Annotated in this window: 11 protein-coding genes; 3 read left to right on the plus strand and 8 right to left on the minus strand. The window is 74.0% G+C overall.

The window, feature by feature from the left end:
- Positions 1–106 precede the first annotated feature (106 nt).
- Complete coding sequence (locus ACWC9T_RS31850; RefSeq protein WP_449824543.1) at positions 107–610, plus strand: ATP-binding protein; 504 nt, start codon at positions 107–109, stop codon at positions 608–610.
- Between the two features lie 79 nt (positions 611–689).
- Here ACWC9T_RS31850 and meaB read toward each other — a convergent pair whose 3' ends face one another.
- Genes meaB through ACWC9T_RS31865 form a run of 3 tightly spaced genes read right to left on the minus strand, consistent with a single transcriptional unit; the run spans position 690 to position 5,758 of the window.
- Positions 690–1,676: a methylmalonyl Co-A mutase-associated GTPase MeaB gene (gene meaB, locus ACWC9T_RS31855; RefSeq protein ID WP_449824521.1), complete on the minus strand. Its 987-nt coding sequence runs from the start codon at positions 1,674–1,676 to the stop codon at positions 690–692.
- A gap of 12 nt (positions 1,677–1,688) precedes the next feature.
- Positions 1,689–3,893, minus strand: a complete 2,205-nt coding sequence (gene scpA, locus ACWC9T_RS31860) for a methylmalonyl-CoA mutase (RefSeq protein WP_449824522.1) — start codon at positions 3,891–3,893, stop codon at positions 1,689–1,691.
- The gene (locus tag ACWC9T_RS31865; protein ID WP_449824523.1) at positions 3,890–5,758 is read right to left on the minus strand and encodes a methylmalonyl-CoA mutase subunit beta; all 1,869 of its coding nucleotides are present in this window, start codon (positions 5,756–5,758) and stop codon (positions 3,890–3,892) included. Before ACWC9T_RS31865 ends, scpA begins: the two co-directional genes overlap by 4 nt.
- Before the next feature lie 446 nt (positions 5,759–6,204).
- Here ACWC9T_RS31865 and ACWC9T_RS31870 point away from each other — a divergent pair, with 446 nt between their 5' ends.
- Positions 6,205–7,275 carry an NlpC/P60 family protein gene (locus ACWC9T_RS31870; protein WP_449824524.1) on the plus strand — a complete coding sequence of 357 codons (1,071 nt, stop codon included), beginning with the start codon at positions 6,205–6,207 and terminating at the stop codon, positions 7,273–7,275.
- A gap of 4 nt (positions 7,276–7,279) precedes the next feature.
- Here ACWC9T_RS31870 and ACWC9T_RS31875 read toward each other — a convergent pair whose 3' ends face one another.
- A complete protein-coding gene (locus tag ACWC9T_RS31875; protein WP_449824525.1) occupies positions 7,280–8,236 on the minus strand; it encodes an NADP-dependent oxidoreductase in 957 nt (318 codons plus the stop codon).
- Between the two features lie 109 nt (positions 8,237–8,345).
- On the opposite strand from ACWC9T_RS31875, the gene ACWC9T_RS31880 reads away from it, so the two are divergent.
- A complete protein-coding gene (locus ACWC9T_RS31880) occupies positions 8,346–9,305 on the plus strand; it encodes a GlxA family transcriptional regulator (RefSeq protein WP_449824526.1) in 960 nt (319 codons plus the stop codon).
- Between the two features lie 69 nt (positions 9,306–9,374).
- Here the strand turns inward: ACWC9T_RS31880 and ACWC9T_RS31885 are convergent, their stop codons facing one another.
- The 4 genes from ACWC9T_RS31885 to ACWC9T_RS31900 all read right to left on the minus strand — a co-directional run bounded on the left by ACWC9T_RS31885 (position 9,375) and on the right by ACWC9T_RS31900 (position 14,337).
- Positions 9,375–10,262 carry a M56 family metallopeptidase gene (locus ACWC9T_RS31885; protein ID WP_449824527.1) on the minus strand — a complete coding sequence of 296 codons (888 nt, stop codon included), beginning with the start codon at positions 10,260–10,262 and terminating at the stop codon, positions 9,375–9,377.
- Positions 10,259–10,630 carry a BlaI/MecI/CopY family transcriptional regulator gene (locus ACWC9T_RS31890; RefSeq protein WP_449824528.1) on the minus strand — a complete coding sequence of 124 codons (372 nt, stop codon included), beginning with the start codon at positions 10,628–10,630 and terminating at the stop codon, positions 10,259–10,261. The genes ACWC9T_RS31885 and ACWC9T_RS31890 overlap by 4 nt, the downstream gene beginning before the upstream one ends.
- A gap of 201 nt (positions 10,631–10,831) precedes the next feature.
- Positions 10,832–13,573 carry an FtsX-like permease family protein gene (locus ACWC9T_RS31895; protein WP_449824529.1) on the minus strand — a complete coding sequence of 914 codons (2,742 nt, stop codon included), beginning with the start codon at positions 13,571–13,573 and terminating at the stop codon, positions 10,832–10,834.
- The gene (locus tag ACWC9T_RS31900; protein WP_449824530.1) at positions 13,567–14,337 is read right to left on the minus strand and encodes an ABC transporter ATP-binding protein; all 771 of its coding nucleotides are present in this window, start codon (positions 14,335–14,337) and stop codon (positions 13,567–13,569) included. Before ACWC9T_RS31900 ends, ACWC9T_RS31895 begins: the two co-directional genes overlap by 7 nt.
- Positions 14,338–14,374: the final 37 nt, after the last annotated feature.

Here is a 14,374-nt window from a genome sequence, read left to right on the forward strand (position 1 = left end):
GCGCAATCCGCGAAAGAGGCGCATGAACTACGGAGAGGGCCGGGAGGCCCTGCTCAATGCGGCGGTGCGGGTGGTGGCTCGGGGCCGGCCCTGTACTCGCATTTGCATGCCTGGCCGGCTTGGAGGAGTCCCTGTGGTCAGTCCACTGAGTAACGCCCGATTCCCGGTTCCGCTGGAGCGGGATGTGCCACCGGGGGCCGGCGCCGTGCCGGCGGCGCGGAGGTTGGTGGTGGCGATCCTGCGGGAATGGGGTGTGCCGCTGTCGGGCGATGCGCTTCGGGAGGTGGAGCTGTGTGCGAGCGAGGTGATCGCCAATGCGATGGTGCACGCCAAGGAGCGCTGCCTCGTGGCTGTTCGGTGGCGGGCCGGGCGGGTGCGGGTGGAAGTTGCCGACCGGTGTGCGGAGTTGCCGGCTCGGGAGCGGGCTGAGGAAGCGACCGGTGGGCGTGGCCTCCTGTTGGTCGAGGCGCTGGCGCATGCGTGGGGATGGCACCCGGCGGGGGTCGGCAAGGTGGTCTGGTTCGAGTGCCTCGAAACCGCCGAAGCGCCGTGCCCCACGCATGGGTGGGGCACGGCGCGCGACCTTCACGCTCTGCCCGAGGCGGCGTAGTGGCGATCGTCGGGCGGCTCGTGTGGTGGGTGCTCTTCTCGGCCGTAGTGGTGGCGGGCTTCGTGGCGGGGTGTGACCGCTAGCCGAAGAAGGTGTCCAGGATCTGCTGTGCTGCCAATCCCGCCGGGAGGGTGCCGGCGCGGACCTGGGTCTCCAACTCGGGTGCCAGCCTCCGTACTTCGGGGTGCTCGTGCAGCCTCGCGTAAAGCTGGTCGTGGACCATCGACCACGTCCATTCGACCTGCTGGTCCCGCCGCTTGGCGGTGAGCGCGCCGGTGGCGTCCAACACCTTGCGGTGTTGCTGCAGCCGCTCCCACAGCACGTCCAGCCCGGCGCCGTCGAGCCCGCTGCAGGTGAGCACCGGGGGAGTCCACGCCGCGTCCGGGGCCTGCAACAGCCGCAACGCACCCGCGAGTTCGCGCGCCGCCGCCTTCGCGTCGCGCTCGTGCGGGCCGTCCGCCTTGTTGACGGCGATGACGTCCGCCAGCTCCAGCACGCCCTTCTTGATGCCCTGGAGCTGGTCGCCCGTCCTGGCCAGGCTGAGCAGCAGGAAGGTGTCGACCATTCCGGCCACCGTCGTTTCGGACTGGCCGACGCCGACGGTTTCGATCAGGACGACGTCGTAGCCCGCCGCCTCCATCACCACCATCGACTCCCGGGTGGCCTTGGCGACCCCGCCCAGCGTCCCCGAGGTCGGGGACGGCCGGACGAACGCGGCAGGATCAACCGCAAGCCGCTCCATCCGGGTCTTGTCGCCCAGGATGGAGCCGCCCGTCCGACTCGACGTCGGGTCGACGGCGAGCACCGCGACCCGGTGGCCCAACCCCGTCAGCATCGTGCCGAAGGAGTCGATGAAGGTCGACTTGCCGACTCCGGGCACGCCCGTGATGCCCACCCGCACCGCGCCGCCCGCGTGCGGCAGCAGCCGCTGGAGCAGCTGCTGCGCGAGCGCGCGATGGTCGGGCCGGGTGGACTCGACGAGGGTGACGGCGCGCGCGATCCAGGCGCGCGAGCCGTCGAGGACACCCGTCACATATGCGTCGAGGTCGATCGTCCGAGGGGGCATCCGCGAATCGACCTACAGCTCGTGGCCGAGGTCGGCCGCCAGCGACTTCAGCAGGTCGTACGCGGCGTCCGGGATGACCGTGCCGGGCGGGAACACCGCCGCCGCGCCCGCCTCGTACAACGCGTCGAAGTCCTGCGGCGGGATGACCCCACCCACCACGATGGTGATGTCCTCCCGCCCCGCCGCGGCGAGTTCGGCCCGCAGCGCAGGCACCAGCGTCAGGTGCCCGGCGGCCAGCGAGGAGACACCGACGATGTGCACGTCCGCCTCGACGGCCTGGCGGGCGACCTCGGCCGGGGTCTGGAACAGCGGGCCGACGTCCACCGTGAAGCCGAGGTCGGCGAAGGCGGTGGCGATCACCTTCTGGCCGCGGTCGTGGCCGTCCTGGCCCATCTTGGCGACCAGGATGCGCGGGCGGCGGCCCTCGGCCTGCTCGAACCGCTCGACCAGGTCACGGGTGCGCTGGAGGGGTGCCGACGGGCCGGCTTCGTCTCGGTACACACCGGAGATGGTACGGATCTGGCCGGAGTGGCGGCCGTACACCTTCTCCAGGGCGTCCGAGATCTCGCCGACGGTGGCCTTGGCCCGGGCCGCGTTGACGGCCAGGTGCAGCAGGTTGCCGTCCAGCGAGCCTCCGCGCTGCGGACCGGCTTCGGCGGCGCGGGTCAGCGCGTTCAGCGCGTCCTGCGTGGCGGCCTCGTCGCGCTCCTCGCGCAGCCGCCGCAGCTTCTCGATCTGCCGGGCGCGGACCGCGGAGTTGTCGACCTTGAGCACCTCGATCTGCTCGTCGCTCTCGACCCGGTACTTGTTGACGCCGATCACCGGCTGGCGGCCGGAGTCGATGCGTGCCTGGGTACGGGCGGCGGCCTCCTCGACGCGCATCTTCGGGATGCCGGCATCGATGGCCTTGGCCATGCCGCCGGCCGCCTCGACCTCCTGGATGTGCTGCCAGGCGCGCGCCGCCAGGTCGTTCGTCAGCTTCTCGACGTACGCCGAGCCGCCCCACGGGTCGATGACCCGGCAGGTGCCCGACTCCTGCTGCAGCAGCAGCTGGGTGTTGCGGGCGATGCGGGCGGAGAAGTCGGTCGGCAGCGCCAGCGCCTCGTCCAGGGCGTTGGTGTGCAGCGACTGGGTGTGGCCCTGGGTCGCGGCCATCGCCTCGACGCACGTCCGCGTGACGTTGTTGAACACGTCCTGGGCGGTGAGTGACCAGCCCGAGGTCTGCGAATGGGTGCGCAGCGAAAGGGACTTGGGGTTCTTCGGGTCGAACTGCTTGACCAGCTTGGCCCACAGCAGCCGGGCCGCGCGCAGCTTGGCGACCTCCATGAAGAAGTTCATGCCGATCGCCCAGAAGAACGACAGCCGCGGCGCGAAGGCGTCCACGTCCAGCCCCACGTCCAGGCCCGCGCGCAGGTACTCCACCCCGTCGGCCAGGGTGTAGGCCAGCTCCAGGTCGGCGGTGGCACCGGCTTCCTGGATGTGGTAGCCGGAGATGGAGATCGAGTTGTACCGGGGCATCTTCTGCGAGGTGTACGCGAAGATGTCCGAGATGATCCGCATCGACGGCTGCGGCGGGTAGATGTAGGTGTTGCGGACCATGAACTCCTTGAGGATGTCGTTCTGGATGGTCCCCGCCAGCTTCTCCGGCGGTACGCCCTGCTCCTCGGCCGCGACGATGTACAGCGCGAGGACCGGCAGCACGGCGCCGTTCATGGTCATCGACACGGACATCTTGTCCAGCGGGATGCCGTCGAACAGCTGGCGCATGTCGTAGATCGAGTCGATGGCGACGCCCGCCATGCCGACGTCGCCGGTCACGCGCGGGTGGTCGCTGTCGTAGCCGCGGTGGGTCGGCAGGTCGAAAGCGACCGAGAGGCCCTTCTGACCGGCCGCCAGGTTCCGGCGGTAGAACGCGTTGGACTCCTCGGCGGTGGAGAAACCGGCGTACTGGCGAACGGTCCAGGGCTGGTTGACGTACATGGTCGGGTACGGCCCGCGCAGGTACGGGGCGATGCCGGGGTACGTCTCCAGGAAGTCCAGGCCGGCCAGGTCCGCCGCGGTGTACAGCGGCTTGACGCCGATGCCCTCGGGGGTTTCCCAGACCAGCTCGTCGGCGTCCTTGCCGGTGGACCGGCGCCAGGCGCTCTGCCACTGGGCGTTGGTGACGTCCGGGGCGGCGTCGCCGTTCAGCCCGATTTCGGTGAAGTCGGGGATCATCGGGCCACTCCGATCAGGTCCAGCAGGGAGGTCAGGACGGCGACCGCGTCCCCGCCCGCGTAGATGAACTCGTCCACTCCGGTGGGTACTTCGGCGAGCCGGCCGGCCAGCAGCACCCGCTGGGCGCCGGCCGCCTTCAACGCAGCGGCCACCGCCTCGGCGTGCTCGCCGTACAGGGCGTCACCGGAGCACAGGCAGGCGACGGTGGCGCCGGAGGCGGTGAACGCCTCGGCGAACGCCGCCGGGTCCACGGATTCGAGGGCGGAGGTCGCGATGCCGCCCGCCTGGAACAGGTTGGCCGCGAAGGTGGTGCGCGCGGTGTGCGCGGCGGCGGTGCCGATCGAGGCCAGGAACAGGGACGGACGGGCACCGGTCGCCGCGAGATGTGCGTCCGAGCGGTCGCGCAGCGCCTCGTACGCCTCGGCGCGGCGCACCTGCGGCAGGCCGCCCGTGGCGCCGGCCGGAGCCGGCTCGCGGACCAGCGGCTGCTCGTCCAGGTGCGGGAACTCGCTGACGCCGGTGACCGGTTCGCGCCGCTTGGCGAGCTTCACGGAGCGCTCGGCCCAGGCCGCGGAGATCCGCTGCTCGACCAGGCCCGAGTCGAGGGCGGCGCGCTGGCCGCCGGCCCGCTCGATCTCCTGGAACCAGGCCCAGGCGGCCTGCGCCAGTTCCTCGCCCAGCTGCTCGACGTACCAGGAGCCGCCGGCCGGGTCGATCACCCGGGCCAGGTGGGACTCCTCCAGCAGGATCGACTGGGTGTTGCGGGCGATCCGGCGGGCGAAGGCGTCGGGGAGGCCGAGTGCGCTGTCGAAGGGCAGCACGGTGACGGCGTCGGCGCCGCCGACCCCGGCGGCCAGGCAGGCCACGGTGGTGCGCAGCATGTTCACCCACGGGTCGCGGGCGGTCATCATCACCCGGGAGGTGACGGCGTGCTGGCGCTGCGCCGAGGCCTCGGCGGAGGCGCCGGACACCTCGGCGACGCGGGCCCAGAGGCGGCGCGCGGCACGGAACTTGGCGATGGTCAGGAACTGGTCGGCGTCCGCGGCGAAGCGGAACTCCAGCTGGCCGAGCGCGGCGTCCACCGACAGCCCGGCGGCGGTCAGCGCGCGCAGGTAGGCGACGCCGGTGGCCAGCGAGCAGCCCAGCTCCTGGGCGGGGGAGGCGCCGGCCTCGTGGTACGGCAGGGCGTCGACGGTGAGGGCCCGGACGTTCGGGTAGTCGGCGGCGCAGCGGGCGGCCAGCGCGGTGGCCTCGGCCAGCAGCGCGTCCGTGCGGGCCGCGTCGCCGGTGCGGGCCCGGAGGCCGAGCGGGTCGGCGCCGAGGTTGCCGGCGGCGGAGCCGGGGGAGACGTCGCGGTCCTCGTACAGCTTGAACAACTGCTCGGCGGCGTCCGTGAATTCGGAGCCGGCGTCGAGCGCTACGGCGGCCAGGTCCAGGTACACCCCGGTGAGCGCCTCGGGCAGGGCCGACACCGGCAGGCCCGCTCCGCCCAGCTCCAGCCAGAGCGAGCCGACGCCGTTCTCCAGGTCCGCAAGGACCGCCTCGTTGGTGCGCCGCCGGTCAGGATCGGCGTGCCGCTGACGGACGTCCCATCCGGCGATGGCGGAGCCCTGCGGCCGGCCGCCGCGGACGAACGGCGGGAAGCCGGGGTAGCCGGGCTCGGTCGAGCTGTCCTCGGCGGTGTACAGCGGGCGGGCGCGCAGGCCGTCCTGGAGCGCGGTGCTGAGCGCCTGCTCGGCGGCAGCACCGTCCTCGGGCTGGGCACCGGACTTGCGCAGCACGCCCTCGACGAGCTGCTGCCACTGCTCACGGTGCGCGGCCGGGAACTCGGCGGCGAGGGGGAGCCCTTCGGGCAGGACCTTCATGTCCGCAGGTTAGCGCCCGTTCGCGGACCGGCAGGAGGGGAGTCGCGTGTGACCTAGTTCTCGATTTTGTCAGCCTTTAGCACTGGGCCCGCCGGAGAGTGCCGCGCGGCCCTGCACTCCGCCCGCCGGAGAGTGCCGCGCGGCCCTGCACTCCGCCCGCCGGGGAGTGTCCCGACGGGGTGTCGGGGCGGGCCCAACGCCGGTGGGACGCCGCACGATCGATCGTCCGGAAGTGCCCGGATCAGGGGGATTGCGGAACCTCACCACTCATCTATTAAGTTACTTCGAAGAAGGCGGCCGGGGGCGAATCCCCCGTACGTCCCCGCCTGCCTTCGTCGTCCCCTTCGCGTCCCCGGACGCCTCGATCGAACCCGGGAACGTCCCCGGAACGTCTTCCGAGTGTCACCGGACGTCCCAGCCCGTCCCCCGAAGGAGAGCCCACCGCGATGGGAAAGCGCCGCAAGCCCAGCCCCCCGAGCCGTGCCCGTCTGGCGGTCCTCACCACGGCGATGGCCGGCGGCGCGGTGCTCGCCTCCGGTACCGCCCATGCCGAGCCCAGCCCCTCCCTCGCCACCGTCAAGGAGCAGGTGGACAAGCTCAACGAGGAGGCCGAGCAGGCCGTCGAGCAGTACAACGGCTTCCAGGAGAAGCAGCAGAAGCTGCAGGGGGACGCCAACAAGATCCAGGAGAAGGTCGCCCGCGGCCAGGAGACGATGAACGAACTGCGCACCCGGCTCGGTGGCGTGGCCGCCGACCAGTACCGCAGCAACGGCATCGACCCGTCCGTCCAGCTGATGCTGGACTCCGACCCGGCCGCCTACCTGGAACGCGCCTCGGTGCAGAGCCAGGTCGCCGACTCGCAGACGTCCCTGCTCAAGCAGGCCCAGAACGAGCAGCGCAAGCTCGACCAGGACCGCACCGAGGCCACCGCCACCCTCGCCCAGCTCGACTCCGTCGGCACCGAGCTGGCCGAGAAGAAGCAGCAGATCCAGGCCAAGCTCGCCCAGGCCCAGGCGGTGCTCAACAAGCTCAGCGCCGAGGACCGCGCCAAGGTCAACGCCCAGCAAGCCGCCGAGAAGGCCAAGGCCGAGGCCCAGCAGGCCGCCGCGGCCGACCGCGCCTCCCGCTCCACCCAGCGCCCCGACCTGAACACCCCGGCCCCGCCCGCAAGCGGCCGCGCCGCCGCCATCGTCCAGTTCGCCTACGCCCAGCTCGGCAAGCCCTATCAGTGGAGCGCCACCGGCCCCAACAGCTTCGACTGTTCCGGCCTCACCGGTGCCGCCTACCGCGCGGCGGGCCTCAAGCTCTCCCGGATGTCCCAGGACCAGTGGAACGACGGCCCCCGCGTCGCCCGCGCCGACCTCCAGCCCGGCGACCTGGTCTTCTTCTACGGCGACATCCACCACGTCGGCATCTACATCGGCGACGGCAAGATGATCCACGCCCCCCGCACCGGCAAGAACGTCGAGGTCCTCCCCATCGACGCCATGCCCTACGTCGGCGCCGTCCGCCCGTAGCCCCCTACTCCCCGACCACCGACAGGACGATCTTCCCGGTCGTGCGGCCCAGCTCGCCCAGGCGGTGCGCCTCGGCGGCCCGGGCCAGCGGGAGGGTGGTGTCGACCAGGACGCGCAGGCGGCCGGAGTCGACCAGGTGGGAGATCTCGCGCAGGCCCTGTTGGTCGGGTTCGACCAGCATGAAGACGGCGCGGATGCCGGCGGCCTCGGCCTCGGCGAGGGGGAAGGCGTCGGTCGGCGGTTCGATGGAGACCAGGGTGCCGCCGGGGCGCAGGGAGCGCAGGGAGCGGGACCAGCTGGCGCCGCCGACGGGGTCGAGGACGAAGTCGACCTCGCGGACGGCCTCGGCGACGTCCTGGGTGCGGTAGTCGACCAGCTCGTCCGCGCCCAGTTCGCGCAGCAGCTCGTGCTTGGCGCTGCTCGCGGTGCCGATGACGTACGCGCCGCGGGCCTTGGCGATCTGGACGGCGAGGTGGCCGACCCCGCCCGCGGCGGCGTGGATCAGCACCCGCTGCCCGGGCCGGACGTCGGCGGTGTCCACCAGGGCCTGCCAGGCGGTGAGCGCGGCCAGCGGCAGTCCGGCCGCCTCGACGTGGGTCAGGCCCTTCGGACGGGGCGCGAAGTGCCGGGCGGGAGCGGCGACGTAGTCGGCGTAGGCGCCGGCCGGGTTCGGGAAGCTCGGCATGCCGTACACCTCGTCGCCGGGGCGGAAGATCGTCACGCCGTAGCCGACCGACTCCACCACGCCCGAGACGTCCCAGCCGAGGACGAACGGGGGCGTGCCGCCACTGACGAAGGTGCCGCGCGAACGGGTCTTCCAGTCGGCCGGGTTGACCCCGGCGGCGTGTACCCGCACCAGGATCTCGCCTCGGCCGGGCGCCGGGCGGGCGGTCTCCACCAGCCGCAGGACCTCCGGGCCGCCGGCGGTGTCCTGCGAGACGGCGCGCATGGTGTGGGACATGTCGTACTCCTCCGATCACGGGCCCGTGGTTCCGGGCACGTCGTCAGAGTGCCGATCTGCGAAGGCCCCTGGTGGTGGCGCGACGGCCACATGGTGAAAGGATCCGGCCATGCACCACGTCGGCGTACTCGCCCTGGACGGCGTCTTCCCCTTCGAGCTCGGCATCCCGGCCAGAATCTTCGGCGCCGCCCGGGGCGAGACGGGCAGCCCGCTCTACACCGTCACCACCTGCAGTCTGGACGGTGGTCCGGTCCGCTCCGCCGCCGACTTCGACCTCGCGATCTCCCGGGACGCCGCGCTGCTCGCCGAGGTCGACACCGTGGTCATCCCACCCGCGCTGTCGCTCGGCGGTCTCCGCGAGCACGGCACCCTGCCCGAGGACCTGCGGGCCGCGCTGGCCGCGATCCGCCCCGGCACCCGGATCGTGGCCATCTGCACCGCGAGTTTCCTGCTGGCCGCCGCCGGCCTGCTCGACCGGCGCCGGGCCACCACCCACTGGCTGGAGGCCGACCGGCTGCAGCGGATGGTGACCACCGCGCGGATCGACCCGGACGTCCTGTTCGTCGACGACGGCGACGTCCTCACCTCGGCCGGGGTCGCCGCCGGCATCGACCTCTGCCTGCACCTGGTCCGCCGCGACCACGGCAGCAGGGTCGCCAACGAGGTGGCCCGCTCCTGCATCGTCCCGCCCTGGCGCGAGGGCGGCCAGGCCCAGTACATCCGCCGCCCCGTCCCCGAACCCTCCGCCGCCGGCACCGCCGCCACCCAGGCCTGGGCCCTGGAACACCTCGCCGAGCCGCTCACCCTGGCCGACCTGGCCGCCCACGCCCACACCAGTGTGCGCACCTTCTCCCGCCGCTTCCGCGAGGAGACCGGCACCACCCCGGCCCAGTGGCTGATCAGCCGGCGCGTGGACCTCGCCCGCCACTACCTGGAGACGACCGACTGGCCCGTCCCGCTGGTTGCCCAGCGCTCGGGCCTCGGCACGGGCGCGTCGCTGCGCCAACACCTGCGCGCGGCCATCGGGGTGGGACCGCAGGCGTACCGGCGGACGTTCCGCCCGGCCTGAAGGAACCGAACCCTCCGCGCGACACGGCCCGGGCGTATCTGCGGCGCCGGTTGGCGCCGGTGGAACGACCTACGGGTGCGGCGCGCAGGCCAGCAGGTAGGGCAGCACCGGCAGCGTCAACGCGCCGATCCGCCAGGCCAGTTGGCGCCGCTGGCCGCAGCTGCCGGGCCGGGCCAGTCGGCGGACCCGGGCCAGCACCCCGGTGGAGGCCGCCCCCAGCGACCCACCCGGAGCCGTCCCGGACGCGGCCAACGCGCAGAGCGCCGAGGCTAGTTCGCCCCGCGACACCTTCGCGAGCGCCGCGTCGTCCGCCGCCATCTCCAGCAGTAGCGCCACCTCCGAGTGCCCCAGCCGGGCCAGCGGCAGCGGGCCGAGCAGCAGCGCGAAGGTGTCGGCGGGCAGCCGGAACAGGTGGTGGCGGCCGCGAATGTGCCCGTGCTCGTGCGCGACGGCCGCGGCGAGCTGCCGCTCGTCCAGCAGCCGCAGTGCCCCGCGCGACAGCACGACCCGGGAGCGGCGCCCGGGCAGGCAGTAGACGGTCGGGTGGGCGTGCTCCAGCACCAGCGCGCCCCAGCGCCGGTCCCGTACGGCGACCACGTCCAGCACCGCCCGGTGTCGCTGCCGGGCCCGCCCGGCCCGGGCACCGACGGCGGTGAGCACCGCGGTGAGCACCGCGCCGGCGGCGGCCGGCAGCCACCAGCCGTGGGTGTGCGGCACCACCGGCCCGGCCGGTTCGAGGTGGGGGAGCAGGCCGAGCAGCCCGGCCGGCTCGTGGGCGGCGGGCTCCAACGCGTGGTGCGCCGCGAGCACCAGGGCGACGATGAACGAGGCCATCAGCGCCAGCCACAGGGCCGCGCCCAGGGCCGGACGGGCCTGGAGCCGGGCCGAGCCGGCCATCCGGCGGGGCAGCAGGGCGCCGGTCACGGCCAGGTAGAGGCCGAGCAGGGCGAAGGTCACTCGGTCTCCCGGGCCTTGACCTGTTCGAGGGCGGCGAGCAGCGCGGAGGCCTCGTCCCCGCTCATCCGGTCGACGAAGTGCAGCAGCGCGCCGGTCCGGTCCGGGGTGGTCTCCAGCGCCTGGTGCATCAGCTGGGCGGTGTACGCCTCGCGGGTGCAGGTCGGCTCGTACACCCAGGCGCGGCCGATCTTGTCCCGGCGCAGCCAGCCCTTGGTGTGCAGGATGTCGGCGACGGTGGTGACGGTGGTGTACGCGACCGGCCGCTGCTGCTGGAGGTCGTCGACCACCTCGCGCACCGTTGCCGGACGGCCCCAGGACCAGAGCCGGTCCATGATCTCGGCCTCAAGATCGCCGAACCCCCGTAGCACTGCCGTGGTCTCCCTTGCCGCACCGGCCGCCGGCGTCCTTCGCCCGCTGGAACGCGGCCCATGCTACGGCGAGCGCCGGGCGCCCGCCCCCGGCAGTGGGGGGCGGGCGTCCGTGGCGTGCGGATGGCGCTCAGCGGGTGTTCAGGGCAGCCGCTCCGGCTCAGGCCGTGCTCACGGCAGCCGCTCCGGCCCGGGCCGTGCTCAGGACTGCCGCCGCGCGAGCGGTACCCGCGACCGGGTGAACAGCGCCGCGAGCAGCCCGGCCACCACCGGCAGCACCAGCACGACCAGCAGCAGCTCGCCCCAGGGCGCGGTGATCAGCGGCGGCTGGGAGCCCGGTCCGCTCGCCCGGGACTTCAGCAGCCCCACCGCCGGGACGAACCCGTTGGTCGCCCCGAGCACCGCCCCCAGCAGGGCGATCAGCGCGCACTGCAGCCCCGCCATGGTCCGCCGGATCCGGGGCGGCGCGCCGACGGCGGCGAGCGTCGCCTGGTCCTGCCGGGAGTCGGCGGCCGCGAGCCCGGTGGCGATCCCGGCCGCGCCGAGCACCACCAGCCCGGCGAAGCCGCTGAGCGCCAGAGTGAGCGCGTCGCTCTTCGGCTGGTAGCCGCGTTCGACATCCAGCCGGGCGAAGCGGTCCAGCCGGATCGCGGCGGCCTCGGCGCGCTGCTGCGCCTTGCGGTCCGGCGGAGTGGCCGGCCGCCAGACCGCGCCGGTCGGCCGGGCCGCGAGCCCGAGCCTGGCCAGCGCGGGGGTGGGCAGCAGCCCCTGGGCGAAGCGGGCGGCGTCCGGGTCGTCGACCACCACGGCGTCCACCGGGACCTCCTGGAGGTCGGGCTTGGGGACCTGCCCCGGCTGCACCGGGCCGCCGCCTCCGCGCAGCAGCATCACGGCCTTGCCGTCGGCACCGACCAGTGACCGGTCGAAGACCAGCAGCTTCCCGGCCGCCAGCGCCTGTTCGGCCGCCTGGTCCCGGACGTCGAACAGGTTGTGCAGCAGGGCGGCGTCCCCGGTGGCGATGTGCGGCGGCTCGGCGAGCCTGCGCCGGTCCGTCGGGCCCTTGAGCTGGACGTCGCTGGCGCAGTTGTCGCAGAACTTGTAGACCAGCTGGCCGAGTTCGGCGCGCGGGCCGAGCCCGGTCAGCTGCGTCTCCAGCTCGGCGCGCAGCTGTTCGGCTGGCGCCCCGTCCCGGTAGCTGACCAACTGGACGGATCCGTAAGGGGCCTGCGGCCGGTAGTCGCGGCGGTTCTCGGCGTCGGTGCTGGTGCTGTACACCCCGATGGCGACCGCCCCGGCTACCGCCGCCATCACCGCGGCGACGGCCGGCGCGGTGCGCGAGCGGTGCCGGGCGGAGTCCCGAAGCGCCAGCCGGGGGCCGAGCGGCAGCCGCCTGGCGGCGCGGCCGACCATGGCGACCAGCACCGGGGTGCAGGCGAGCAGGCCGAGTTCGGCGGTGACGGAGCCGCCGAGCACGGTGAGCGTGCGGGCGTCGTAGGTGCTCACCACGGGCAGGCCGCGCTGCACCGCGCCCGCGCCGTACATCGCGATCGCGCCGCCGCCGAGGATCAGCGCAACGCCGAGCAGGGTGACCACCCGGCTGGGCGGCCGGACGGTGTCCCGCCCGGTGAGCCCGGCGGTGACGCTGCGGCGGGCGGCCTGCCAGGCGGGCAGCGCGGCCGCGAGCAGCGCGGTGAGCAGCCCGATCCCCGCGATCGCGAGCAGGTCCAGCGGGGGCAGCGCGAAGTGTCCGAAGCGCGCACCGCCGACCCGTTCGATGAGCGGTCGCAGCCCGGCGACCAGCCCGGTGCCGAGCGCGACCCCGAGCGCCGCCCCGGCCACGCCGAGGACCAGTCCGCCGCCGAGTACCACCGCGCCGACGTGAGCCCGGCTGCCGCCGGCCGCGCCGAGCAGGGCGAGCTGGCGGCGCGAGCGGCGGGCGCCGACCGCGAAGGCGGGCCCGGCGAGCAGCGCGACCTCCAGCAGCGCCATCCCGGTGACGGTGGCGACCACGACCTTGGTGCTGTTGCCCGCGGCCGGGTCGCTGTAGTGGGTGGAGTCGCGGTAGTAGGGGACGGCCCCGTACGGCGGCGGGTCGAGCGCGACCGAGCGCGCGGTCAGGGTGTAGCCGTACGCGTTGAACTGCTGCACGGCGGCCCAGTCGAGGCTGATTCCGCTCGGCAGGTGGACCAGCCAGGCGTTGCGGGCGTCCGGGGCACGCTCGGCGGCGGGGCGGCCGGGCTCCGCCGCGGCGGCCAGCGGGTCGAGCAACTCGCCTGGCCGGGCCACGAGTTCGACCCTGCCGAGCTCGTCCGGGTGCTCCACCACGGCGGTGACGGTGAAGGTGGTCCGCTCCAGCCCCTGGACGGTGGTGGTGCCGCCGAGCGAGAGCCCCGCGTTGTCCAGGAAGGCCCGGGTGGCGGCCAGTTCGTGCGGGGCGCTCGGGGCGCGGCCCTCGACGACGTTCAGTCGGCCACGCCAGACCGGGTCGGCGAGGTCGGCCTCGGTGGTGAGGGTGCGGACCAGGCCTTCGGGTGAGGTCGCGCCGGTCTCCGGTCCGGGTCGGGCGGGGGTGAGCACGCTGCCGGGCGGCAGTAGTGAGCTGACCAGGGCCGCCGGGTCGGTGCTCGCGGCCCGCTGCTGCTCGGCGGTGGGCTGCTGGCCGGGCTTGGGCTCGACCGCGAAGGCGCCCTCCTCGGCGATCGGGGCCTGCTCGACGGTCCGGCCGGGGTTGAGCCCGGTGACCAGGGCGTCCGCCCCGCCGACCACCCGCTCGACCCGTTCGGCCGGGGTGAGCTGCCCGCTGCGGTGGACCACGTCGGCGCCGGTGACCCCGAGGACGGGCAGCGCGACCATGGCCAGGATCAGGGCGCTGCGCCCCTTGGCCCGCAGCGCGTCGCGCCGGGCGATGCGCAGCGCGACCTTCCATGCTCCGAGCCTCAGCATGCGACCTCTCCCAGCGAGTTGGGCCGGTGCACGGCCGCCCGGCAGGCGCCGGAGCGGCGTCCGGCGGTCTCCGAGGCGACCGCGCCGTCGCGCAGGTGGACCACCCGGTCCGCCCAGGCGGCGTGCGAGGCCTCGTGGGTGACCATCATGGCGGCCGCCCCGGCGTCGCAGCGGGCGCGCAGGACGGCGAGGACGGCGTCGCCGGTGGCCGAGTCGAGCGCGCCGGTCGGCTCGTCGGCGAGGACGAGCCGGCGGTCGCCGATCAGCGCCCGGGCGATGGCGACGCGCTGCTGCTGGCCGCCGGACATGTCGTCGGGGAAGCGGTCGGCGAGTTCCCCGATGCCCAGTTCCTCCAGCGCGGCCAGCGCCTCCCGGCGGGCGGTGCGGCCCGGGGTGCCGTCGAGTTCGCGCGGCAGGGCGATGTTCTCCGCGGCGGTGAGTGCCGGGATCAGGTTGTAGTCCTGGAAGACGTAGCCGACGGAGCGCCGCCGCAGGTCGGCGAGCCTGCCCCGGCTGAGGCCGCCGAGCGCGACGCCCTCGACCAGCACCTCGCCCTCGCTGGGCAGGTCCAGCCCGCCGGCCAGGGTCAGCAGGGTCGACTTCCCGGAGCCGGACGGCCCCATCACGGCGACGAACTCGCCGGCGTGCACGGTCAGGTCGATCCCGCGCAGGGCGTGCACCTCCGTGGCGCCGCGTCCGTGCACCCGGGAGACCCCGGTCAGTCGCAGGACGGGCTCGGACCAGGTCGGATCGGTGTGGGACACACTTCCCCCTCGTGAGCTGTTCAGCAGTATATGTCGG

The sequence above is a fragment of the Kitasatospora sp. NPDC001159 genome (assembly GCF_053598235.1).